We start from the raw sequence: 22,062 nt of genomic DNA on the forward strand, positions 1-22,062 counted from the left end.
TGGGAGGCGCTAGGCGGTTCGGCCCTGGACCTTGTCCCACGCCGCGGCGATGACCGGGACCGCGGCCTCCAGCTGCTCGCGGGGAAGCGCGTAGGGGATGCGGATCCACCGCTCCAGGCCATGGTCCTCGACGGCAAACGTCGAGCCCGGGGCCAGCAGCACGCCGTCCCGCGACGCCGCCGCCGCCAGGGCCGTCGAGCGCGGGGCCGGCAGGTTCCACCACAGCGACAGGCCGCCCGGGGGCAGCTCCGCCCGCCAGCCGGGCAGCCGCCCGCCCAACTCGGCGTGCAGCCAGTCCCGGTTGCCGCGCAGCCGGGTGCGCGACTCCTCCGAGAGGCCGACGCCGGCGTCCAGGAGCTTTGCGAGCACCAGCTGCTCCACCACCGGCGCGCCGAGGTCCAGGGTCATACGAATCCGGCCCAGCCCCGCGGCCATGGACTTCGGCGCCCTGATCCAGCCCAGCCGCAGTCCGCCCCAATGCGACTTGCTGGCGCTGCCGATGGTCACGATGTTCTCCGAAAAGGCCGCCAGCGGCAGCACGTCCGGCTCTTCGTCCAGCCACAGGCCGGCGGAGGTCTCGTCCACGATGCCGACGGCGGAATGGCGGTCCAGTTCCCTCGCCCACCGCTGCCGGCCGGCGTTGTCGAGCAGCGTGCCCGTGGGGTTGTGGAAATCGGGAAGGCACAGCATGGCCGCGGGATCCACCGTGCGCAGCGCGTCGGCCACCGCGTCCAGGTCCGTCCCCTCCGGGCCGATCGGGACCGGGGACACCCGCACCCCGTGGTGCCTGAGCGAGATGACGCTGTTGGGATAGGACGGGCTCTCCGCCAGCACGCGCGAACCCGCGCCCAGCATGGCCCGGCCGACGGCGGCGACACCGGCCAGCGCCCCGCCGGTGACGATGATCTGGTCCGGCGACGTGGGCAGTCCGCGCGATTCGTAGGCCCGGGCGATCGCGTGCCGCAGCGGCGGCAGTCCCAGCGGGAAATAGCCCATGCCGCCGATGTACGCCGGGAGCTGGTCCAAGGACTCCTCGAAGACGGCGGCCAGTCCCAGGGGCGCCGACGGCGCCGCGCAGGTCAGATCGACGGCGAGTGAGCCCTCGGCGGGCCCGAAACCGCCCAAAGGCATAGGCTCCGCGCCGCCGCCGGCCGGCCCGCCGGGAACCTGGACCACGGTTCCCGAGCCCACCCGGGCGGTCGCATAGCCCCTGTCGCGGAGCTCCGCGTAGGCGCGCGTCACCGTGGTGCGGCTCAGGCCGATGGCCTGCACCAGGTCGCGCTCGCTCGGCAGCGCCGTCCCATGGATCACGCGGCCGTTGGCGACGAGGCCCCTAACGCCGTCGGCCAGCCAGGCGTAGGCGGGACGGTCCCGGTCGGGCTCGCCGAGCATGGCGCTGAGGCGACGGGCAGGCAGGCGGCGTACGGGAGGGGTCATGGGTCCATTCTCCCTCAATTGGCTATGTATTCAATGGCCAATAGTGGGAATGATGGAGGCATGTCCGCTTCAACCCACCCCCAACTCCTCGCCCTGACGCCGCTCGGGCAACTCCGCGCGGGACTGCTTCCCCGCCGCATTGCCAGGCTGTTCGTCGGCCTGTCCCTCTACGGATTCGCCATGGCAGCGTTCGTCCGGGCCGGCCTGGGGCTCGAGCCCTGGGGCGTTTTCCACTACGGGGTCGCCACCAAGCTGCCACTGACGCTCGGCACCGTCATCGTGCTCGTGGGCTTTCTGGTCCTGCTGCTGTGGATCCCCCTGCGCCAGTGGCCGGGCCTGGGCACGATCGCCAACGTCGTCTGGATCGGCGTGACGACGGACATCGGACTGGCCCTTATCCCGCCGGTCGACACCTGGCCCGCCCAATGGGGGCTGTTCGCGGCCGCGCTGGTGCTCAACGCACTCGGCGGCGGCCTGTATATCGGCAGCCAGCTCGGCCCCGGCCCGCGCGACGGGCTGATGACCGGGCTCCACCACCGGACCGGCATCAGCCTGCGGCTGGTGCGCACCGCGCTCGAACTCTCCGTCCTGGTCCTGGGCTGGCTCCTCGGTGGGATCGTCGGCGTCGGTACGATCGCCTACGCCCTGCTGATCGGGCCCCTGACCCAGTTCTTCCTGCGCTGGACCATCGTCCGACTGCCTATCCCCCAGACGGTCGGCACGCCCGCGAATCAACCTGATCCGGTTGCAGACCGGCATACTTGATGCATGTACGTCCTCACCATCAATCAGCGCGACTCCCGTGAGTCCGGCGACCGCGTCGACGAACTGGTCGCCGGACTGGCCCACCTCCCGGCCGCCATCGACTTCCAGCGCTCCGTGGGAGACGAGGCCATCGGCGTCGTCTCCGAGGCCGGCACGGCGGTCGACGCCGCAATGCTCGCCCTTCGCTCCCGCCGCTGGCACGTGGGGATCGGCGTCGGCTCCCTCCATGTGCCCCTGCCGGCGGACGTCCACAACGCGGAGGGCTACGGCCTCGTGTACGCCCGCCGTGCGGTGGACCGCGCCAGGAAGACGGGCGAGCGCGTCCCCCTGGCCGTCGCGGGCCCGGACTCCCGGATCGCCCAGGAGGCGCAGGCAGTCCTCAGGCTGATCGGCCAGATCGTCGCCACCCGGACGGACGCCGAGTGGGCGGTCCTGGACCTGATGGTCCCCGGGGTCAGGGGCCAACAGCGGGCCATCGCCGACGCGCTTGGCATCACCACGCAGGCCGTTTCCAAGGCGGTGGTCCGCTCCCACTGGAACGAGGAGTGGGCCTGCCGCCCCGCCGCCGCCCGGCTGCTGGATCTTGTCGGTGGGCCCGCCACGCTCCCGGAATCCACCTACGCCTACGCGCGATGACGGCGAACCCCTACTCGCTGGTGGTCTTCGACTGCGACGGCGTCCTGGTCGACTCGGAGGTGCTCTGCACCGAGATCGAGGCCAGGCTGCTCACGGAGATGGGCTTCCCGCACACGCAGGCCGACGTCGTCGCACGGTTCATGGGGCGCACCGACGGCGACAACTTCGCCCGCATCGTGGAGCTGATGGGCGAGCGGGGCGCGGAGGAATTCGACGCCCGGGCCACCGAAGAGACCCGGGAGGCCTTCCGGACCGATCTGGCCCCCGTAGCGGGCGTGGCCGAGGTCTTGGACGCGCTCGACGCGGAGGGCCGCCCCTATTGCGTGGCGTCGTCGGGATCCCATCGACGCATGCGGACGACGCTGGGCGCGACCGGACTGTGGGGCAGGCTCGAGGGGCGCATCTATTCCGCGGACGACGTCGGGCGAGGCAAGCCCTGGCCCGACGTGTTCATTCACGCGGCCGCAGCCCAAGGACACCCGGCGCGGGCGTGCGTCGTTGTCGAGGACAGCGTCAGCGGCGTGCTGGCGGGCGTGGCGGCGGGGATGGACGTGCTGGGCTATTCCGGTGGATTGGCGGACGCGGACGCGCTGGCCGGGGCCGGGGCCAAGACCTTCGGCGCGATGGCCGAGCTGCCCGACCTCATCCGCGCGGGGCGCGGCCGGCCGCCGCCACGCTCTGCTGCGCCGGTCAACCGAGACGCCGTTTCGAGGCGTCACTAGTTCCGCGCGAACGGCGCCCGTACACTCTAGTCAGCGCCGGTTTCGGCGCTCCCGAACACCGGGTGGGCCGACATCAAGGAGCAACACATGGTTCCCGACATCAACGTCTGGGCGGTGATCGTCGCAACGCTCTCCACCATGGTCGTGGGCTCCGTCTGGTACACGCCCAAGGTCTTCGGCAACTACTGGATGCGGGTCGCGAAGGTCAGCATGAGCGGAGACTCGAAGGACGCCATACGGCCGATCCTCATCACGTTGGTGGTCAGCGCGATCAGCGCCTGGGTCCTGGCGGGATCGGCGTTCATCGCGCACGAGTTCTACGGAGGGAGCTTCCTCGCCAACACCTTCGTGACCGGCATCATCCTGTGGGCGGGCTTCACCGCCGCGCGGTTCGTCACGCACGACGCCTTCGAGGGACGCCCCGCGGGGCTCACCGTCCTGAACTGCGCACACGAGCTCGTGACCGTCCTGGTGATGTGCCTCGTGATCGGCCTCTTCGGGGTGTAGGGCCGCCCCCCGGGGAGGCCCTAGAGGAGGCTGTGAAGGACGGCGGCGAGGCCGTCCTCGTCCACTCCGGGGGCGACCTCGTTGGCAGCGTCCTTCACCTCGTCGGGGGCCTGTCCCATGGCCACGCCGCGCCCGGCCCAAAGCAGCATTTCGATGTCGTTGCGGCCGTCCCCGACCGCCACCGTGTGCTCGGGTTCGATGCCGAGCCGGTCGCGCAGCACCTCGATGCCGCTGGCCTTGTTGACGCCGTCGGCCGCAATGTCCAGCCACGCCGTCCAGCCCACGGAGTAGGTGACGCCGTGCAGGCCGATGCTCTCGACTGCCTCGCCGAACTCCTCGGCGGTGGAATCCGTGGAGAAGACCACCAGGCGCACGGCGGTGGCGTCCAGGAGCTCCTCGAACGGGACGCCGGTCGCGACCACGCCGAAGCTCGCGTCCTGGAAGCGCTCCGTGGACAGGAAATTGCCGTCGTGGTCCTCCAGTGCGTACTTCGCCGCGGGCAGCGCCTCCCGCAGGGCGAGGAGCGCCGGAGCCGGGTCGAAGGTCTTGCGGTCGATAATTTCCAGGCCGTCCTCGAGGGACGGATCCAGGCGCACGGTGACGCCGCCGTTGCAGCACACCGCGAACCCGGTGTCGATGCCGAGGAGTTCGAGGATGGGCAGCGTCGCGCCGAGCGAGCGGCCGGTGGAGACCACCACCTCGTGCCCGGCCCCGATGACGGCGCGCGCGGCCGTCTTCACCGCCGGGCTCATGTGCCCCTCGTGGTTGACGAGCGTGCCGTCAACGTCCAGGCAGACCATTTTCTTGTTCAGGGTTTCGAACCGGTCTTCGATGCCGGTGCCAGTCGTAAGTGTCATTCCCCCAGTGAACCACCCCGCCCCGTCAATGCGACATAACGCGCATCACTCACCGGGTGAAATGCCGGTGAATATCCACAGGCAACCCACAGTGTGGGTATTCACATTTGGGCCATCCTCGACTGCGGCCTAGACGAGCGGGAGGACTTCCATCCCGCCCAGGTAGGGGCGCAGCGCCGCCGGCACGTTGACGGAGCCGTCGGGGTTCTGGTGGTGTTCGAGGATCGCGACGATCCAGCGTGTGGTCGCCAGCGTCCCGTTGAGCGTGGCCACGGCGCGCGTTCGTCCGGGCTTGCCGTCGGCATCGACGCCGCGTTCGCGGATGTTCAGCCTCCGAGCCTGGAAGGTGGTGCAGTTCGACGTCGAGGTCAGCTCGCGGTAGGCGTCCTGGGTGGGCACCCACGCCTCGCAATCGAACTTGCGCGCGGCGCTCATGCCCAGGTCGCCCGCGGCGGTGTCGATGACGCGATACGGCAGCTCGACCTTGGCCAGCATCTCCTCTTCCCAGGCCAACAGCCGCTGGTGTTCGGCGGCCGCGTCTTCCTGGGTGCAGTAGACAAACATCTCCAGCTTGTTGAACTGGTGCACGCGGATGATTCCGCGGGTGTCCTTGCCGGCGGATCCGGCCTCCCGGCGGTAGCAGGAGCTCCAGCCGGCGTAGCGGGTGGGGCCCTCCGCGAGGTCCAGGATCTCGTCGGCGTGGTAGCCGGCCAGCGCCACCTCGGAGGTGCCGGTCAGGTAGAGGTTGTCCCGCTCGAGGCGGTAGATCTCGTCGTCGTGCGCCACGTCGAAGCCCGTGCCCTGCATGGTTTCGGGGCGAACGAGCGTGGGCGTGATCATGGGAATAAAGCCGTTGGACACGGCCTGGTCCAGCGCCATGTTCATCAAGGCGATCTCGAGCCGGGCCCCGACTCCGCGGAGGAAGTAGAACCTGGATCCGGACACCTTGGCGCCACGCTCCATGTCGATCGCGCCGAGCAGCTCGCCCAACTCCAGGTGGTCGCGCGGCTCGAAGCCCTCGGCTGCGAAGTCGCGCGGCGTGCCGACGGTCTTGACCACCGTGAAGTCGTCCTCGCCTCCGGCGGGGGCGCCGTCCTGAATGAGGTTGGGGACGGAACGCTGCAGCGAGGTCAGCTCCTCCTGCGCGGCGTCGGCCGCGGCCTGTGCCGCCTTGACGCGGGCGGAGAGCTCTCGGACCTCGGCAAGAAGCGCCTTTTTCTCCTCGCCCTGGGCTTGGGCCACCCGCTTGCCGAAGGCATTCTGTTCGGCTCGGAGGTTCTCGTAGGACGTGATCGACTCGCGGCGTGCGGCGTCGGCGGCCACGATGCTGTCCACCACCGACTCGTCGGCGCCACGGAAGCGCTGCGAGGCGCGGAACTTGTCGGGATGCTCTGCGAGTTCTTTTACGTCGATCACCAGTACAGGTTACAGAAGGCGGCTATCGTAAGAGCACTATGACCCTAGAGATCCTTGCCCTCATCCTGGTTGCCGCAGCGCTCGTGATCGCCGGAGTCAGCCTGTTTTCCGTCCGCAAGCTGCGGGGACGCGTCGCCGACATCGAGGAGGCTCCGGTGGTGGCCGGGTCCATCGGCCACGACGCCCCTCCACAGACCGTGGCCATGATCGTAAATCCGTCCAAGACCGGCGCGGGCGACGCCATCCTGGCCATCAAGGCCGCCTGCTCCGGGTCGGGGTTCCGCGAACCGCTAATCCTGGAGACCACGGTGGAGGATCCCGGCCACGCCATGACGCTCGAGGCGCTGGAGAAGGGGTGCGACGTCGTCATCGCCGCCGGCGGCGACGGAACCGTCCGCGAGGTCGCCGAAGTGCTGGCCGGCACCGAGGCCACCATGGCGCTGCTTCCCCTGGGAACCGGGAACCTGCTCGCCAGGAACCTGGACTTCGATGTGGAGAACATGGAGAACGCCGTGCGCATCGCGCTGCACGGGACGCACCGCTCCATCGACGCCGCCCAGATCGTTCTGGAGCGCACCGACGGGTCCACGGAGGAGCACGTCTTCCTGGTCATGGCCGGCATCGGGTTCGACGCCGACATGATGAACGACACGAACGACGAGCTCAAGGCGAAGGTCGGACCGCTGGCCTATGCCGAGGCCGGCATGCGCCACCTCCCCGGCAAGCGCCGCAACGTGGTGATCTCCATCGACGACGGTCCGGAACAGACCCGCAAGATCCGCTCGGTCATCTTCGCGAACTGCGGAAAACTACAGGGCGGCCTGGACCTGGTGCCCGACGCCCTGGTCGACGACGGCAAGCTCGACATTGTGGTGATGAGCCCGCGGTCGGTCGCCGGTTGGGCGTGGATCGCGGCGAAGACCGCGCTCCGCCACCGTGGCGGCATCCCGGTCATCGACTACTACCAGGCGCGCAAGGTCCGCATGTCCGCGCCCGAGCCGATCAGCTCGCAGCTCGACGGCGACACCACGGGCGACGTCGCCGCCCTGACCGTCAAGGTCCTGCCGAAGGCCCTGCGCATCCGCGTTCCGTAGGGCACGTCCTCGGCTCGGGCCTGCTGCCGGTCAGCCCGGCAGGTGGGACCGCAGGCGGTCGACCCACTGGCGGGCCTCGTCGAACGCACTGTCGGTGTTGTGCCGCGCCACCGACGGGCGCGACACGGCAGGCTCCGGCTGGGCGCTGGGGTACGAGCCCAGGTAGCGGATCTGCGGACTGATGCGGTGCAGCCCCGCGAGGGCGTCCGACATCCGCGCCTCGTCGATGTGCCCGTCCGCATCGACGGAGAAGAAGTAGGATCCCAATCCCTCGCCCGTCGGACGCGACTCGATCCTGCTGAGGTTCACACCGCGCGCCGCGAACTGCTCGAGGATGCCCATCAGCGCGCCGGGGTGGTCCTCCGGGAGCGGGATGACGACGGTCGTCTTGTCGGAACCCGTCGACGCCGGCAGCGCCCCGGGCCGGCGGACCAGCACAAAGCGCGTCACGGCGCCGCGGTTGTCCTCGATGCCCGAGCGCAGGACCTTCAGCGGGTTCTGCTCGGCAACCAGCGGCGAGCAGATGGCGGCGTCGTAGCCGTTGTCGGCGTCCAGCAGCGCCAGCGCGCCGGCCGCGGTGGAGGAGGCGGGCACGAATTCCGCGCCCGGCATGTTTTCGCCCGCCCAGTTCCGGCACTGCGCCCAGGCGTGCCCGTGGGTGGCCACCGTGCGGATCTGGTCCAGGGAGTCGATGCCGTCGCGCACCACCAGATCGAACGTGATGGGCACCAGGACCTCTCCGACGATCTGCAGCGCGACGCCGGTGGCGATCGCGTCCAGCGTGGCCGAGACGCCGCCCTCCACCGAGTTTTCGATCGGCACCATCGCCGCATCGGCGGCGCCGGACCGCACGTTGTCCAGCGCGGCGTTCACGCTGGTGGCCGGCACCCGTTCGGCATCCTCCGCGCCGGGAACCTGGAGCAGGGCCGACTCCGTGAAGGTCCCGGAGGGCCCCAGATAGGTGTAGATCATCGAACGTTCGGCACCTGGCCGTTCTCGCTTTCCATGGGGAGGCCCGCCTCGAGCCAGGCCCCCGACCCCCCGGCCACATTGAAGGCCGTGTAGCCCTGACCCACCAGGAACGCCGCGACCTGCGCCGACCGTCCGCCGGTCCGGCAAATCACGTAGGTGTCCTCGTCGGGATCCAGCTCGTCCAGCCGGGTCGGAACCTCGGACATCGGAATGTGGCGCGCGCCCGCGGCGTGGCCCTCGTTCCACTCGTAGTCCTCGCGGACGTCCAGCACCGCGGCACCCGCGGGAATCTCGTTGACCTCGACGGTCTCGAACTCGCTCATGTTCATCCTTTCGGTGGGATCCTCCCCAACCACCCAAGCCTATAGTGGGGGAAACGGCCGGCACTCAACATGAAGGGGTCCCGAGAGCCCACACGGCGGGCACTGGCAGACCATGGATTCACAGAAGCACCCCTACACCGCGCTTGAGCTGCGCAACCTTCTGGTGGCCGGCGCCGTCTCCGCCCGCGAGGCCGTGGAACACTATCTGGCGCGGATCGCCGAGCTGAATCCCCGCCTGGGTAGCTTCACCACCGTCACCGGCGAGCGCGCCCTCCAGGACGCCGACCGCGCCGACGCCGCACTGTTCGCCGCGAGGAGGGACGGGACGCACGCCCCGCCGCTTCTCGGCATGCCCCTTGCGTGGAAGGACCTCTGGGAGGTTGAGGGCGTGCGCACCACGTACGGCACCGCCGCGCTCGAGCACGTCGCGGCCGACGCGGACCACCCGCTGGTGGCCCGCGTCCACACCGACGGCGCCCTGAGCCTGGGCAAGACGCAGGTGCCCGAGTTCGGCCTCAACTCGTACTCGGAGAACCGGATCGCCCCTCCCGCCCGCAACCCGCTGGATCCACGGCTCTCCCCCGGCGGTTCCTCCGGGGGCAGCGCGGCAGCCGTGGCGGCGGGCATGCTGCCTTTCGCGCCCGGGAGCGACGGTGGCGGATCGATCCGCATTCCCGCGGCGGCCTGCGGGCTCGTGGGGCTCAAGCCCGGCTTCGGAACGGTCGCCACGGACCTGGCCAACGGAACGGTGGACGCCTGGGGCGCGCCGCGCCTTGTGGTCTCCGGTCCGCTGGCGCGCAACGCCGCGGACGCGGGCCTGCTGCTGGACTCGATGGTCGGCGACACGGGCGGGGCGTACCTGTCCGCGGCGCTGGCCGCGGCGCCGGCCGGCGGGCGCCCCCTGCGCATCGGGGTCTCCACGGCGTCCCCGTTCGCCTCCCACTACGAGATCGCCCTGGAGCCAGAGGCCGAGGCGGCCCTATGGGCCGGCGTCGCACTGCTGGAACGGGCCGGACACCATGTGGACGAGGCGGACATCCGCTACGACAACCGCTACGCGCCGGCGTTCCAGGCCATCTGGACCGCGGGACTGGCCGACGCCCGGATCACGCGGGCCGGCGAGCCCCACCTGACCCGGCTCACCCGCACCTTCCGCGACCGCGCCATCGCACGGCCCGACGACCAGAAGGCGTCCGCGGCGCGCATCCTCCAGCGGATCGCGGAGGACTGCCGGGCGCAGTGGGGCCGGTACGACGCCGTGCTCACGCCGGCACTGGCGCAGACACCGCGGCCGATCGGCTACTACACGGCGCACCACGCCGACGACGACTACCGGCTGCAGTGCCAGTACACTCCCTACACCTCGGTCGTGAACGTCGCCGGCGTTCCCGCCATCTCGCTGCCTACGCTGACCACCCCCGGCGGCCTCTCCATGGGCGTCCAACTCATCGGACGGGCGGGCAGCGAAGCCGGACTGTTGGCGCTCGCCGCGCAGCTCGCCCTGACGTGACCCAGGTCACGTAAGTGGGCATCTTGTCACAAACAGGCGCAAAATTTTGTAAATGACCACACAAACCCCAACCCAGGAGGCGTCCGAAAACACCCTCTTCGGACACCCCCGGAAGCTCTTCACACTCTTCAATGTCGAGATGTGGGAGCGCTTCTCCTTCTATGGCATGCAGGCCATCCTGGCCTACTACATGTACTTCTCGGTCGCCGAGGGCGGCCTCGGGATGGACCAGACGCTGGCCCTGAGCCTCGTCGGCGCCTACGGCGGCGGCGTCTACCTGAGCACCATCTTCGGAGCGTGGGTCGCCGACCGGCTACTCGGCTCCGAACGCGTGCTGTTCTTCACCGCCATCATGATCATGTGCGGCCACATCGCCCTGGCGGTCCTCCCGGGCGGAGTCGGCCTGGCAGTCGGCCTGGTCCTGGTCGCTCTCGGATCCGGCGGCCTGAAGGCCACGGCTTCGTCGCTGGTCGGCTCGCTCTATGCAGAGAAGGATCCCCGCCGCGACGCCGGGTTCTCCATCTTCTACATGGGCGTGAACATCGGCGGGCTCGTCGGGCCGCTGCTGACCGGGCTCCTTCAGGAAAACCTCGGGTTCCACTACGGCTTCGGCCTGGCCGCGGTGGGAATGGCCATCGGCCTCGCCGTCTACGCGAGCGGGCGCCGCAACCTGCCGGAGTCCACGCACCACGTGGCCAACCCGCTGCCGCGGAACCTTCGCGCGCGGTACGTGGTCGGCGTGCTGCTGGCCTTGGCCGCCGTCGCCATCCTCTTCGCCACAGGAGCCGTCGACGCGGCGAACCTCGCGATGAGCATCGCGTACCTCGTCATCGCGGCGACCGTGGTCTACTTCGTCGTGATCCTGCGCTCGAAGCAGGTCACCGCCGTCGAGCGTCGCCGAGTCACCGCCTTTATGCCGCTCTACGTTGCCTCCGCCGCATTCTGGGCCCTGTTCCAGCAGCAGTTCACGTTCATCGCCGTGTACTCGGAGGAGCGCCTGGACCGCAACCTCTTCGGCTGGGAGATGCCGGCCACCTGGGTGCAGTCCATCAACCCGGTCTTCATCATCGTGCTGGCCGCCGTCTTCGCGGCGCTCTGGACCAAGCTGGGCGACAGGCAGCCCTCGACCGCGCTGAAGTTCGCCGGCTCGCTCGTGATCATCGGCATCGCGTACCTGGTGTTCATCCCGCTGGAGTCGCTGGAGAAGACCCCGCTCCTGGCCCTCGTCGGCATCCTGCTGCTGTGCACGCTCGCGGAACTGCTCCTGAGCCCGATCGGACTGTCCGTCACCACGAAGCTGGCGCCGGTGGCGTTCACGACCCAGATGATCGCGCTGTTCTACCTCTCGGTCTCGCTCGGGACGACGCTCGCCGGCGTCCTGGCCGGCTTCTACACGGAGGGCAACGAGATCCCGTACTTCGTCGCGCTCGGCGGCACGTCGATCGTCCTGGGCATCGCGCTGGCCGCCGGAACCCCGGCGATCAAGCGCCTGATGTCCGGCGTGAAGTAGTACCGAAACCCCCGCGGCCCCGCCGCACACGGAAAGGCCGGGTGGCCGCGCACAAGGCGCGGCGGCCCGGCCCTTCTTGTTCGCCCACCACTTCTTGCCCCTAGGTGACGTCCCCGGACGTGGTCGAGAAACCTTGGAAGACCACCGCCATGAAGACCAGGAAGAGCAGCCACAGGGCAATGACCAGATAGCCCAGGACCAGCCCGGCGATGGCCATGCCGCGTCCTGACGGCTCCCGACGCAGGGCGATGTGGCCCAGGACGATGGCTCCGATCTGCGGTATGAACAGGAAGCCTCCGCTGGCGATGCCCACGATTCCCAGCACCAGCGCGATGATGCTCAGCGTCTTCGGTTCGGCCCGGGGGTAGCCTGCCCGCGGGTAGGCGCCGTACTGCCCGGCCGGCTGGCCCGGGTAGGGCTGGCCGGCGTAGGGCGGCGCGGGATACTGCTCTGCCGCCTGGTGCGGCTGCCCGTACTGCGGCGGCTGGTTGTGGTGCTGACCGTATGCCTGCTGGTCCGTCGCCCCGGAGCCCGGATCCGCGTACGGGTTGCCCGGCGCGGACCGGCCCGGCTCGGAGTACCAGGACGGGTGTTGCGGATCGTTGAACGGCCGTTCCTGCTCGTTGCCCATGGTCCCTGCGTCCTTAAGTTCGTTCCGGCTGCCTGGACCAATTCTAGGATGGCGAAATGTTGGCCGACGCATCTGAAATTCGGCACTGATCTGCAAAGCTGTACCCATGGCGAACCGAGCGGGCACAGTTGCCCTCCCCCAGGACCTGATCGACGTCGACGCGGTGCGCGGCGCGTACTTCGACATCACCCCGGATCCGGCGGATCCCGTCCAGCGGGTGGCCTTCGGTACGTCCGGCCACCGCGGCAAGTCGCTGAACGGATCGTTCAACGAGAACCACATCGCCGCCATCACCCAGGCGATCGTGGAGTACCGCGCGGGCCAGGGCATCACGGGGCCGATTTTCGTCGGCAAGGACACCCACGCGCTGTCCGATCCCGCCCAGGACACGGCCCTGGAGGTGCTCGCGGCCAACAACGTCCGCGTCCTGCTCGACGCCAGGACCGGCTGGACGCCCACCCCGGCGGTCAGCCACGCGATCCTGGCCCACAACCGGGCCGGCGGGGCCGCGCAGGCCGACGGAATCGTCATCACCCCCTCGCACAACCCGCCCGGAGACGGCGGATTCAAGTACAACCCGCCGCACGGCGGCCCCGCGGACTCGGACGCCACCGGCTGGATCGCGGACCGCGCCAATGCACTCCTTGAGGCGGGCCTGCAGGGCGTCAAGCGGATCCCGCTGGGACAAGCCAAGCTCTCCGAGTCGGTGGGGTCATACGATTTCCTGGCCGGCTACGTCGACGATCTGCCCTCGGTGCTGGACATCGACGCCATCCGCAACGCCGGCGTGCGCATCGGGGCGGACCCGATGGGCGGCGCCTCGGTGGACTACTGGGCGGCCATCGCCGAACGCCACCGGCTGGACCTGACGGTGGTGAACCCCGAGGTGGATCCCCGCTGGGCCTTTATGACGCTGGACTGGGACGAGAAGATCCGCATGGACTGCTCCTCGCCCTCGGCCATGGCGTCGCTGATCGCCAAGGTGCGCGACGGCGGGGACCTCTACGACATCGCGACCGGCAACGACGCCGACGCCGACCGGCACGGCATCGTCACCCCGGACGCGGGCCTGATGAACCCCAACCACTACCTGGCCGTTGCCATCGACTACCTCTACCGCCACCGGCCGCAGTGGCCCTCCGACGCCGGGGTCGGCAAGACGCTGGTCAGCTCGTCCATGATCGACCGGGTCGCGGCCTCCCTCGGCAGGCGGCTGGTCGAGGTTCCGGTCGGATTCAAGTGGTTCGTGCCCGGCCTGCTGGACGGCACCGGCGTCTTCGGCGGCGAGGAGTCAGCAGGGGCCAGCTTTGTGCGCTTCGACGGATCGCCGTGGACCACGGACAAGGACGGCATCCTGCTGGCCCTTCTGGCCTCGGAGATCCAAGCCGTGACGGGAAAGTCGCCCAGCCAGCGCTACGCCGAGCTGACGGCCGAGTTCGGGGCGCCGTCGTACGCCCGCATCGACGCCGCGGCGACCCGCGAACAGAAGGCGGCCCTCGGGAAGCTGTCCGCCGGCGACGTCACGGCCACCACACTTGCCGGCGAGGCCATCACGGCGAAGCTGACCGAGGCCCCCGGAAACGGCGCCTCCATCGGCGGGCTGAAGGTCACCACCGAGAACGCCTGGTTTGCGGCCCGCCCCTCCGGCACCGAGGACGTCTACAAGATCTACGCGGAGTCCTTCAAGGGCGACGAACACCTCGCCCAGGTGCAGGCGGAAGCGAAGGCACTGGTCGACGGCGTCATCGCCTAGGCGGCGCGGAGCGCAGAGACGGCAAAGGGCCCGGTCTCCCGCCCAAGGGGGAGTCCGGGCCCTCGTCGCGCCGGCCTTCGCCGGCGTCGCGCTAGTTCTTTTCGGCGGCGGCGCGGATGACCTCGAGCACACCGGCGACCTGGCCGACGATCTCGGCGTCGTCCTTCGGGTGGGTCTCGGCGAAGCGGACCAGCGAGCCCGGGATGGAGAGCTTGGCGTCCTCGAGGACGGTGGCGCCCGCGATGCCAATGGCCTTGCGTGCCTCGTCCTGGGCCCACACGCCGCCGAACTGGCCGTAGGCGGTGCCGATGACGGCGGCCGGCTTGCCGGAAACGGCGCCGGCGCCGAACGGGCGGGACAGCCAGTCGATGGCGTTCTTCAGGACGGCGGGCATGGTCCCGTTGTACTCCGGGGAGACGAGCAGCAGCGCGTCGGCGGCACCGGCGGCGGCGCGGAGCTCGGCCACCGCGGCCGGAACCTGGCCCTCGACGTCGACGTCCTCGTTGTAGAACGGCAGGTTCTCGAGGCCCTCGAAGACGCTGACGTCGACGCCCTCGGGGGCGTTGGCGACGGTGGCCTCGGCCAGCTGGCGGTTCGTGGATCCGCTGCGCAGCGAGCCGACGAGGGTCAGGACGGTGGTTGCCATGGGTGCTCCTAAAAGGGTGGGGGGAACCGGCATGGTGCCGGTGGATCTTCCACTACATGCAACCGCATGCATTCCGGAGGTGTTCCCCAACCACCCTGTGACGCTGGACACTGCCGCGGGGACCTGCCTCAGAGGACCCTGCGCAGCAGTCCCGACTTCACGCGCCCGTACGGGGGGTAGACGGCCCGCAGGGTGTCCAGCATCGCGGTCTTGGACAGCACGGAGCGGTACTGGCTGAACGTCTCGAAACCCGCGCGGCCGTGGTAGCTCCCGTGGCCCGAGGCGCCCACCCCGCCGAACGGAAGGCCGGGGACGGCGAGATGCGCGTTGCAGATGTTGTGCGCGATCGCGCCCGCGCGCACCTGGTCCTCGAAGGCCGCCTGCAGGCGCGGCTTGTCGCTGAACAGGTAGGCGGCGAGCGGCGATGGCCGGGAATTGATGAACCGCACCGCGTCGTCGAAGGAGGCCACGCGGACGATCGGCAGCACGGGCCCGAAGATCTCCTCAGACATGACCGGGGAGGCCGGGTCGACGTCGGCCAGCACTGTCGGCTCGATGAAGAGCGCGTCGGCGTCGGTCGCCCCGCCGCTCACGATCCGTCCGCCGCCCGCGGCGGCATGCTCGACGAATCGGGCCAGCCTTTCAAGGGCCTGGCGGTTAACGATCCGCCCGTAGTCGCGGCTCTTCGCCGGGTTGCGCCCGTAGAAGGAGGAGATGGCCTTGGGGAGGTGCTTCTCCATGGCGTCCGCCGCCGGCCCGACGGCCAGGACATAGTCGGGCGCCACACAGGTCTGGCCCGCGTTGAGGAACTTGCCGTAGGCGAGGCGGCGGGCGATGGCGGAGGGGTTGCCGTCCACAACGACGGCGGGGCTCTTGCCTCCCAGCTCCAGCGTCACGGGGGTCAGGTTGCGCGCGGCGGCCTCCGCCACGATACGGCCCACGCGTTCGCCGCCGGTGTAGAAGATGTGGTCCCACCGCTGGGCCAGCAGCGCCTGGCTGGCCTCGACCCCGCCCTCCACGACCGCGACGGCGCGCGGGTCCAGATAGCGCGGCACCAGGCGGGCGATGAGCGCGGATGTGGCCGGGGCCAGCTCCGAGGGCTTCAGGACAACGCAGTTTCCGGCGGCGAGCGCCCCCACAAGCGGGGCGAAAACGAGGTTGAGGGGATAGTTCCACGGCCCGATGACCAGGACCAGTCCGAGTGGCTGCGGCTCCACCTTGGCGGCGGCCGGCTGGTACGCGAGGGGAACGCGGACGTGCTTGGCCTCCATCCACTCGGTCAGGTACAGCTGGGCGTGGTCGATCTCCGAGCGCACCAGGTCCAGCTCGGTCAGCCGCGCCTCCACCTCCGGCTTGCCGAGGTCCGCGGCCAGCGCCCCGAGGAACTCGGCCTCGTGCGCCTCCAGCATCCGTTCCAGCGCGCGTAGCTGCCCGGCCCGGAACTTGCGCGGGTGGGCCAGGCGGGAGGCGACGGAGTCGCGCAGCCGGCCCACGGCCTCGTTGATGCCCACGCCGTGGTCCAGCGGCGCCTGGCGCGCTGCCGCGCCCTCGTCCGACCGGTCCGCCGTCGTGCCCTTGCCGCGAGAAAAAATACCCATGCTCCCGAGATTAGCCGCGACGCCGCCCGTTCGTGGCGCGCGTCCCGTCACGCACTGCGGCGCCGGGCGTCCTACTGGAAGTCGGCGAGCCACAGGTCCGGGCCGAACACCTCGTACTGGATGTCCTTGGCCGGAACGCCCCGCTTGACGAGGGCGCTCCGGACGGCCTGCATAAACACCAGCGGACCGCAGAGGTAGTACTCGGCGTCCAGGGGCAGGTCGACCGCCCCGACGTCCATAAAACCCACCATCTCGCCGTCGGCCAGCTGGGTGGCGTCCGACTGTTCCGCGTACCAGGTCACGAGGGACGCATCGGCCAGGCTCTCGAGGTCCGCAGTGACCTGCTGGCGCAGCGCGAACGTCTCCGGCGAATTGGCCGCGTGCAGGAACAGCACCTGCCGCCGGCTCCCGGCCTGGACCAGGTGGGACAGCATTCCCGCCATGGGCGTGATGCCGATGCCCGCGCTGGCCAGCACCAGCGGGCGGTCCGAGTACTCCAGGACCACGTCGCCGAACGGCGCGCTGAGCACCACCTCGTCGCCCACCTGGACGCGGTTGTGCAGGAGGTTGGAGACCTCGCCGTCCGGCGACCCTCCCCCGTGGACCCGCTTGACGGAGAACTGGCGGTGCAGGCCGTCGTCGGCCCTGGTGAGACTGTATTGCCGTGGCTGGTGGACCCCGTCGGGCATCTCCATCTTGATCGTGACGTACTGTCCGGGCAGCGACGGCTTCACCTCCCGCTCGTCCGTCCGCTCGACCACGAACGTCAGCACGTCATCCGTCTCCCGGATCCGTTCGGCCACGCGCCAGGTCCGCCAGATGGTCTCCGGGCCCAGCCTCAGCGCCCCATAGAGGCCCCGCTCCTTGTTGATGAGCGTGTTGGCCATAAGCCAATAGACCTCGTCCCACGCGGCGGCCACCTCGGGGGTCACCGCCTCCCCAAGCACGTCCACGATGGCCCACATGAGGTTGTCGTGGACGATCTGGTACTGGCCCGGGCGCAGGCCGAGGGACACGTGCTTGTGCGCGATGCGGGAAAGGAGGTGGTCCGGCAGGTCGTTCGGCCTGTCCACCAGATAGCCGGCAAACGCGCCGATCGACCCGGCGAGCGCCTGCTGCTGCCTGCCGTCCGCCTGGTTGCCGCGGTTGAAGAGTCCGTCCAGCAGTTCGGGGTGCGCCGCGAACATGTGCCCGTAGAAGCGCCTTGCTATCTCTTGGATGTTGTCGCCGACGGCGGGCAACGTGGCCTTGATGACGGGGAGGGCGGTATCTGAGAGCACGGGATGCTCCTCTGGCTGGTGGGGTGGTTGCCGGATGCGACCAAGCTAACACCGGCGGGGCGGAAGGGCCCCGGCAGGGCGGCGCCCAATTCCGCGGCGCGGCGCCTGTACGCTCTGCGGGTGAAGAAACATGCGTGCGGGATCTGCCGGTCGACCCTCTTTTTCGAAAACTCCCGTTGCGTGGGCTGCGGCACCGCCCTCGGCTACTCCCGGAAGGAACGCGCCATCGTCCCCGTGGACGCGTCCGGCGCCTACGTCGACGCGGACGGGAACACCTGGCACGTCTGCAGGAACCTGGGGCTCTCCGGCTGCACGTGGCTGGCGGTCCGGTCAGGCGACCAGTGCTTCGGCTGCGGCCTGACGCGCACCCGGCCGAACGACGACGACGCCGCCGGGATGACCCAGTTTGTGGTCGGCGAGCGCGCGAAACGCAGGCTGGTGGCCGAGCTGGACGCCTTGGGCCTGCCGATCACCACGCGGGCCGAGGACCCGGAGGGCGGCCTGGCGTTCGACCTGCTCTCCAGCGCGGACGCGAACGTGGTCATAGGCCACGCCAACGGCGTGATCACCATCGACCTCGCCGAAACCGAGGACGCCTACCGGGAGAGGATGCGCGCGCAACTCGACGAGCCGTACCGGACCATGTTGGGGCACTTCCGCCACGAGGTCGGCCACTACTTCGAGACCGTCCTGGTCTTCGCCGACGCGGAGCGGACCCGCGCGGCGCGCGAACTGTTCGGCGACGACACCAAGGACTACCAGGCGGAGATCGACCGGCACTACGCGCAGGGCGCGCCCGAGGACTGGCCACGGAGCCACATTTCCCGGTATGCCACCATGCACCCCTACGAGGACTTCGCTGAGACGTTCGCCCACTACCTCCACATCCGGGACACCCTGGACACCGCCCGCGAGCACGGGCTGGCGCCTGAGACGGCGGCAGGCACGGCGGGCGCCGTTGGCGGGGCCAGCACGTTCCGGGACATCGTCCTCGGCGAGTGGCTTCCCCTGTCCATCGCCCTCAACGAGGTGAACCGCAGCATGGGCGCCAACGACCTCTATCCGTTCGGCATCCCGGACACCGTCCTGGACAAGCTGGAGTTCGTGGCTTCCCTGATGCCGTGACCGTGCGCCCGGACGCAACATTCGCCGCCGGCAACGCGCCGCGGTAGGCTCCTTGGCATCGACTCGGGGTGTCCCGGCCGCCGGCCGGGACTGAGATGAAACCCGTATTCACCTGATCTAGCTAGCACTAGCGGAGGGATGTCGCCCATGGTTTCTATTGCGCCTTCACACCTTGCCCCACCATCCGTCTCCCCTGCCCTCGCGGCGGAGTGTCTGGAGCGGGTCCGCGCCACGACGCCGCTCGTCCAGTGCCTGACCAACACGGTCGTCGCCAACTTCACGGCCAACGTTCTGCTCGCCGCCGGCGCCGCGCCCGCCATGGTGGACGTCCCGGGCGAGGCGGCGGAGTTCGCCCGCGTCGCCTCCGGGGTGCTGGTCAACCTCGGCACGCCGCACCGCGGGCAGCGCGAGGGCATGCTGGAGGCCGCGCGCGCGGCGCACGGGGCCGGCACCCCCTGGGTGTTGGATCCGGTCGCCGTCGGGGCGCTTGGCCTGCGCACCGAATTCGCCAGCCTGCTTGTGGAGCTGCGCCCCGGCGTCGTGCGCGGCAACGCCTCGGAGGTCATGGCGCTGGCCGGTGTCGGCGCCGGCGGGCGCGGCGTGGACGCGACGGACGACGTCGAGGCGGCCCACGAGGCGGCAACCGCGCTGGCGCGCCGAACCGGCGGCGTGGTGGCCGTGTCCGGCGTGGCCGACCTCGTCACCGACGGAGAACGGACGGTCCGGGTCCACGGGGGCAGCGCCATGCTCACCCGCGTGACCGGCGGCGGCTGCGCCCTCGGCGCGCTGGTCGCGGCCTTCAGTGCCGCGGCGGGGGACCCGTTCGCGGGCAGCGTGGGCGCCCACGCCCTCTATTCCGTCGCCGCCGAGACGGCCGAAGAGGCGTCCACGGGGCCCGGCAGCTTCGCCGTCGCGTTCCTGGACGCCCTGTTCACCACAACCCCGGAAGCCGTCGCGGCACGGGCGGTGCTGCGATGAACGCGTTTGGCCACACGTCGTTCGACTTGGGCCTCTACCTGGTCGCCAACGCGGGCAGCACCAACGGCCGTCCCCTTCCCGAGATCGTCGCCGCGGCGGTCGACGGCGGCGCAACGTTCGTCCAGCTGCGGTGCAAGGACGCACCCGCGCGCGAATTCCTGGACGACGTCGTGGCGAGCGCGCGGCACGCAGCGGGCCGGGCGGCACTGGTCGTCAACGACCGCGTGGACGTTTACCTGGCGGCCCTTGCGGCCGGCGCGCGCGTGGACGGCGTGCACATCGGACAGTCCGATCTACCGGCGGCGCTGGTGCGCCGCCTGATCGGGCCGGACGCGATCCTCGGGCTCAGCTCGTCGACGCTGTCCGAGCTCGACGCCCTTGCGGCCATGCCCGCCGGGACCGTCTCCTATCTGGGCACGGGCGCGGTGCGGCCCACCCCGACGAAGGAGGACCACCCGGAGCCCCTCGGCTGGGCCGGACTGGCGGAGTTCGCGGCCGCCGCGCCGCTGCAGTGCGTGGCCATCGGCGGGCTGGGCCACGGCGACGCCGCCGAGGCTGCGGCCGCGGGAGCCGCGGGAATCGCGGTGGTCCGCGCGGTCTGCGCGGCCGCGGACCCGAGGGCGGCCGCCCGGTTGCTGCGTGCCGAGTGGGACGCCGCGGCGCCGGCCCCGCGGGTGGGGGCACACGCGTGAACGCGGTTCCCAACGTCCTGTCCATCGCCGGATCCGACCCGTCGGGCGGCGCCGGCATCCAGGCGGATCTCAAGTCGATCGCCGCCTGCGGGGGCTACGGAATGGCCGCCGTCGCGGCGCTCACCGCCCAGAACACGCGGGGCGTCAGCGGCGTGCACATCCCTCCCGCCGGCTTCCTCACGGCCCAGCTGGACGCCATCGCGGCCGACGTGAGGATCGACGCCGTCAAGATCGGCATGCTCGGCAACGCCGAGGCCGTCCGGGCAGTGGCCGCCTGGCTCCAATCCCTCCGCGCGGGTGGGAGTCCGGTTCGGGGGCGCGGTCGGGGTTCGGGCCGGGGCGGGGGGCCCGTTGTGGTGCTGGATCCCGTCATGGTCGCCACGAGCGGCGACCGGCTGCTCGAGGCCGACGCCGAGGACGCCCTGCTCTCGCTCCTTCGCCTGGCCGACGTCGTCACCCCCAACGTCGCCGAGCTCGCCGTGCTCGCCGGGAAGCCGCCGGCCGAGTCCTGGGCACGCGCCCTGGAGCAGGCGCGGTCCTTGGCGGCCGCATTCGACGTCCTGGTGCTGGCCAAGGGCGGCCATCTGCCCGGGAACCCCGGCGGGTGCCCCGACGCGCTGGTCAATGCCGACGGCGTTGTGCTGCAGGTCGTGGCCGAGCGGGTCGGGACCCGAAACACCCACGGAACCGGCTGCTCGCTTTCCTCCGCCCTGGCGACCCTCTACGCGCGCACCGGCAACTGGCCCGACGCGCTCCGGCTGTCCAAGGCCTGGCTGGGGCAGGCGCTGGTCGCCGCAGACGCGCTCGACGTCGGGTCCGGCGCCGGGCACGGGCCCGTCCACCACTTCGCCGGGCTGTGGGCCGGGCAGCGCACGCCCTCCGCGGACGCGCTCGTGGACACGTGGTGGGACGGGATCGCCGGCGTGCGGGAGGGGATCGACTCGCTGTCGTTCATCCGCGGCCTCAAGGACGGCACGCTGGAGCGCGGGGACTTCGAGCACTACTTGTGGCAGGACGCCCTGTACCTGAGGACCTACGCGCAGGTCCTGTCACGCGCGTCGGAGCTGGCGCCCACCGCCGCCGAGCAGCGGTTCTGGGCCGCGGCCGCGGCGGGCTGCCTGGAGGAGGAACTCGAACTCCACCGGACCCGCCTCGGGTCCGGTCCCCTGCCGGAGCCCACGGCGACCACGGCCGCGTACCTCAACCACCTGACGGCCTCCGGAAGGACCTACCCGCTGCTGGTGGCCGCCATCCTGCCGTGCTTCTGGCTCTACCAGGACACCGGGTCGCGGCTGGCGGACGCAAACCGGGACGGCCATCCCTACGCCGACTGGCTCGCGGCCTACTCCTCCGACGAGTTCGACCAGGCCACCCGCGAAGCCGTCGCGGTGGTGCAGGCCGTGGCGCTGCGGTGTGGCCAGGAGGAGGTTGCGGGCATGCGCCGCGCGTTCCTCGAGTCGGCGCGCCACGAGCTGCTGTTCTTTGCCCAGACGGCGGCCGACGGCGATCCCGGCGGCGCGGGCGCGGAATTCGCCGCGGGCCGCCGCGAGCCCGCGGCCGGGGCATCACAGATGGCCGGGGCGCGCGCGGAGTAGGATTCCGTGAGGGTT

General features: G+C 70.6%; 21 protein-coding genes and 1 riboswitch. Of the genes, 12 read left to right on the plus strand and 9 right to left on the minus strand.

Annotated features, from left to right (window positions below; translation table 11 throughout):
* Positions 1-9 precede the first annotated feature (9 nt).
* A complete protein-coding gene (gene yczR / locus AC3ZJJ_RS15385; RefSeq protein WP_489892689.1) occupies positions 10-1,437 on the minus strand; it encodes a MocR-like transcription factor YczR in 1,428 nt (475 codons plus the stop codon).
* Between the two features lie 60 nt (positions 1,438-1,497).
* Here yczR and yczE point away from each other — a divergent pair, with 60 nt between their 5' ends.
* The 4 genes from yczE (at position 1,498) to AC3ZJJ_RS15405 (ending at position 4,067) form a co-directional block, all read left to right on the plus strand.
* Entirely contained in the window at positions 1,498-2,202 is a 705-nt protein-coding gene (gene yczE / locus AC3ZJJ_RS15390) for a membrane protein YczE (protein ID WP_489892690.1), read from the plus strand.
* Between the two features lie 3 nt (positions 2,203-2,205).
* Positions 2,206-2,838: a hypothetical protein gene (locus AC3ZJJ_RS15395; RefSeq protein ID WP_489892691.1), complete on the plus strand. Its 633-nt coding sequence runs from the start codon at positions 2,206-2,208 to the stop codon at positions 2,836-2,838.
* Positions 2,835-3,560 carry an HAD family hydrolase gene (locus AC3ZJJ_RS15400; protein WP_489892692.1) on the plus strand — a complete coding sequence of 242 codons (726 nt, stop codon included), beginning with the start codon at positions 2,835-2,837 and terminating at the stop codon, positions 3,558-3,560. Before AC3ZJJ_RS15395 ends, AC3ZJJ_RS15400 begins: the two co-directional genes overlap by 4 nt.
* A gap of 87 nt (positions 3,561-3,647) precedes the next feature.
* Positions 3,648-4,067 carry a DUF1761 domain-containing protein gene (locus AC3ZJJ_RS15405; RefSeq protein WP_489892693.1) on the plus strand — a complete coding sequence of 140 codons (420 nt, stop codon included), beginning with the start codon at positions 3,648-3,650 and terminating at the stop codon, positions 4,065-4,067.
* A 20-nt stretch (positions 4,068-4,087) separates the two neighbouring features.
* Here the strand turns inward: AC3ZJJ_RS15405 and AC3ZJJ_RS15410 are convergent, their stop codons facing one another.
* On the minus strand, positions 4,088-4,924 hold the full coding sequence (locus AC3ZJJ_RS15410; protein WP_489892694.1) for an HAD family hydrolase: 837 nt from the start codon (positions 4,922-4,924) through the stop codon (positions 4,088-4,090).
* Positions 4,925-5,053: 129 nt separating this feature from the next.
* Positions 5,054-6,340, minus strand: a complete 1,287-nt coding sequence (gene serS / locus AC3ZJJ_RS15415) for a serine--tRNA ligase (protein ID WP_489892695.1) — start codon at positions 6,338-6,340, stop codon at positions 5,054-5,056.
* 38 nt (positions 6,341-6,378) lie between these two features.
* Here serS and AC3ZJJ_RS15420 point away from each other — a divergent pair, with 38 nt between their 5' ends.
* Positions 6,379-7,434 carry a diacylglycerol/lipid kinase family protein gene (locus AC3ZJJ_RS15420; protein ID WP_489892696.1) on the plus strand — a complete coding sequence of 352 codons (1,056 nt, stop codon included), beginning with the start codon at positions 6,379-6,381 and terminating at the stop codon, positions 7,432-7,434.
* Between the two features lie 30 nt (positions 7,435-7,464).
* Here AC3ZJJ_RS15420 and pheA read toward each other — a convergent pair whose 3' ends face one another.
* Positions 7,465-8,406, minus strand: coding sequence for a prephenate dehydratase (gene pheA / locus AC3ZJJ_RS15425; RefSeq protein WP_489892697.1), 942 nt, complete (start codon positions 8,404-8,406; stop codon positions 7,465-7,467).
* Positions 8,403-8,729, minus strand: a complete 327-nt coding sequence (locus AC3ZJJ_RS15430; RefSeq protein WP_489892698.1) for a rhodanese-like domain-containing protein — start codon at positions 8,727-8,729, stop codon at positions 8,403-8,405. The genes pheA and AC3ZJJ_RS15430 overlap by 4 nt, the downstream gene beginning before the upstream one ends.
* A gap of 112 nt (positions 8,730-8,841) precedes the next feature.
* On the opposite strand from AC3ZJJ_RS15430, the gene AC3ZJJ_RS15435 reads away from it, so the two are divergent.
* Together AC3ZJJ_RS15435 and AC3ZJJ_RS15440 are read left to right on the plus strand one after the other, a co-directional pair.
* A complete protein-coding gene (locus AC3ZJJ_RS15435; RefSeq protein WP_489892699.1) occupies positions 8,842-10,239 on the plus strand; it encodes an amidase in 1,398 nt (465 codons plus the stop codon).
* 52 nt (positions 10,240-10,291) lie between these two features.
* A complete protein-coding gene (locus AC3ZJJ_RS15440; RefSeq protein WP_489892700.1) occupies positions 10,292-11,749 on the plus strand; it encodes a peptide MFS transporter in 1,458 nt (485 codons plus the stop codon).
* Positions 11,750-11,849: 100 nt separating this feature from the next.
* Here the strand turns inward: AC3ZJJ_RS15440 and AC3ZJJ_RS15445 are convergent, their stop codons facing one another.
* The gene (locus AC3ZJJ_RS15445) at positions 11,850-12,380 is read right to left on the minus strand and encodes a DUF4190 domain-containing protein (RefSeq protein ID WP_489892701.1); all 531 of its coding nucleotides are present in this window, start codon (positions 12,378-12,380) and stop codon (positions 11,850-11,852) included.
* Between the two features lie 106 nt (positions 12,381-12,486).
* Between AC3ZJJ_RS15445 and pgm the strand changes: the two genes are divergently transcribed.
* Entirely contained in the window at positions 12,487-14,133 is a 1,647-nt protein-coding gene (gene pgm, locus AC3ZJJ_RS15450) for a phosphoglucomutase (alpha-D-glucose-1,6-bisphosphate-dependent) (protein WP_489892702.1), read from the plus strand.
* Between the two features lie 91 nt (positions 14,134-14,224).
* Here pgm and AC3ZJJ_RS15455 read toward each other — a convergent pair whose 3' ends face one another.
* The 3 genes from AC3ZJJ_RS15455 to AC3ZJJ_RS15465 form a co-directional block, all read right to left on the minus strand.
* Entirely contained in the window at positions 14,225-14,779 is a 555-nt protein-coding gene (locus AC3ZJJ_RS15455; RefSeq protein WP_489892703.1) for an NAD(P)H-dependent oxidoreductase, read from the minus strand.
* Positions 14,780-14,907: 128 nt separating this feature from the next.
* Entirely contained in the window at positions 14,908-16,377 is a 1,470-nt protein-coding gene (locus AC3ZJJ_RS15460) for an aldehyde dehydrogenase family protein (protein ID WP_489892704.1), read from the minus strand.
* Positions 16,378-16,448: 71 nt separating this feature from the next.
* Entirely contained in the window at positions 16,449-17,657 is a 1,209-nt protein-coding gene (locus AC3ZJJ_RS15465) for a globin domain-containing protein (protein WP_489892705.1), read from the minus strand.
* A 120-nt stretch (positions 17,658-17,777) separates the two neighbouring features.
* On the opposite strand from AC3ZJJ_RS15465, the gene AC3ZJJ_RS15470 reads away from it, so the two are divergent.
* From AC3ZJJ_RS15470 to AC3ZJJ_RS15485, 4 genes are all read left to right on the plus strand, one after another.
* The gene (locus tag AC3ZJJ_RS15470; protein WP_489892706.1) at positions 17,778-18,782 is read left to right on the plus strand and encodes a zinc-binding metallopeptidase family protein; all 1,005 of its coding nucleotides are present in this window, start codon (positions 17,778-17,780) and stop codon (positions 18,780-18,782) included.
* A 54-nt stretch (positions 18,783-18,836) separates the two neighbouring features.
* A riboswitch (TPP riboswitch) is annotated at positions 18,837-18,938 on the plus strand.
* The gene (gene thiM / locus AC3ZJJ_RS15475; RefSeq protein WP_489892707.1) at positions 18,930-19,760 is read left to right on the plus strand and encodes a hydroxyethylthiazole kinase; all 831 of its coding nucleotides are present in this window, start codon (positions 18,930-18,932) and stop codon (positions 19,758-19,760) included. Its footprint overlaps the riboswitch before it by 9 nt.
* Entirely contained in the window at positions 19,757-20,452 is a 696-nt protein-coding gene (gene thiE / locus AC3ZJJ_RS15480; RefSeq protein WP_489892708.1) for a thiamine phosphate synthase, read from the plus strand. The genes thiM and thiE overlap by 4 nt, the downstream gene beginning before the upstream one ends.
* Positions 20,449-22,047, plus strand: coding sequence for a bifunctional hydroxymethylpyrimidine kinase/phosphomethylpyrimidine kinase (locus AC3ZJJ_RS15485; RefSeq protein ID WP_489892709.1), 1,599 nt, complete (start codon positions 20,449-20,451; stop codon positions 22,045-22,047). The genes thiE and AC3ZJJ_RS15485 overlap by 4 nt, the downstream gene beginning before the upstream one ends.
* Positions 22,048-22,062: the final 15 nt, after the last annotated feature.

This window comes from Arthrobacter sp. AOP29-A2-19 (genome assembly GCF_058138025.1).

What these genes read in the sequence shown, in the direction of transcription:
- pheA (WP_489892697.1), bottom strand. Translation starts at nt 8,406, where the DNA reads ATGATCTACACCTATCTGGGGCCCTCCGGGACCTTCACGGAGTCGGCC.
- yczR (WP_489892689.1), bottom strand. Translation starts at nt 1,437, where the DNA reads ATGACCCCTCCCGTACGCCGCCTGCCTGCCCGTCGCCTCAGCGCCATG.
- AC3ZJJ_RS15410 (WP_489892694.1), bottom strand. Translation starts at nt 4,924, where the DNA reads ATGACACTTACGACTGGCACCGGCATCGAAGACCGGTTCGAAACCCTG.
- yczE (WP_489892690.1), top strand. Translation starts at nt 1,498, where the DNA reads ATGTCCGCTTCAACCCACCCCCAACTCCTCGCCCTGACGCCGCTCGGG.
- AC3ZJJ_RS15440 (WP_489892700.1), top strand. Translation starts at nt 10,292, where the DNA reads ATGACCACACAAACCCCAACCCAGGAGGCGTCCGAAAACACCCTCTTC.
- AC3ZJJ_RS15435 (WP_489892699.1), top strand. Translation starts at nt 8,842, where the DNA reads ATGGATTCACAGAAGCACCCCTACACCGCGCTTGAGCTGCGCAACCTT.
- AC3ZJJ_RS15455 (WP_489892703.1), bottom strand. Translation starts at nt 14,779, where the DNA reads ATGGCAACCACCGTCCTGACCCTCGTCGGCTCGCTGCGCAGCGGATCC.
- AC3ZJJ_RS15460 (WP_489892704.1), bottom strand. Translation starts at nt 16,377, where the DNA reads ATGGGTATTTTTTCTCGCGGCAAGGGCACGACGGCGGACCGGTCGGAC.
- AC3ZJJ_RS15445 (WP_489892701.1), bottom strand. Translation starts at nt 12,380, where the DNA reads ATGGGCAACGAGCAGGAACGGCCGTTCAACGATCCGCAACACCCGTCC.
- thiE (WP_489892708.1), top strand. Translation starts at nt 19,757, where the DNA reads ATGAACGCGTTTGGCCACACGTCGTTCGACTTGGGCCTCTACCTGGTC.
- AC3ZJJ_RS15395 (WP_489892691.1), top strand. Translation starts at nt 2,206, where the DNA reads ATGTACGTCCTCACCATCAATCAGCGCGACTCCCGTGAGTCCGGCGAC.
- thiM (WP_489892707.1), top strand. Translation starts at nt 18,930, where the DNA reads ATGGTTTCTATTGCGCCTTCACACCTTGCCCCACCATCCGTCTCCCCT.
- AC3ZJJ_RS15405 (WP_489892693.1), top strand. Translation starts at nt 3,648, where the DNA reads ATGGTTCCCGACATCAACGTCTGGGCGGTGATCGTCGCAACGCTCTCC.
- AC3ZJJ_RS15400 (WP_489892692.1), top strand. Translation starts at nt 2,835, where the DNA reads ATGACGGCGAACCCCTACTCGCTGGTGGTCTTCGACTGCGACGGCGTC.
- AC3ZJJ_RS15430 (WP_489892698.1), bottom strand. Translation starts at nt 8,729, where the DNA reads ATGAGCGAGTTCGAGACCGTCGAGGTCAACGAGATTCCCGCGGGTGCC.
- pgm (WP_489892702.1), top strand. Translation starts at nt 12,487, where the DNA reads ATGGCGAACCGAGCGGGCACAGTTGCCCTCCCCCAGGACCTGATCGAC.
- AC3ZJJ_RS15420 (WP_489892696.1), top strand. Translation starts at nt 6,379, where the DNA reads ATGACCCTAGAGATCCTTGCCCTCATCCTGGTTGCCGCAGCGCTCGTG.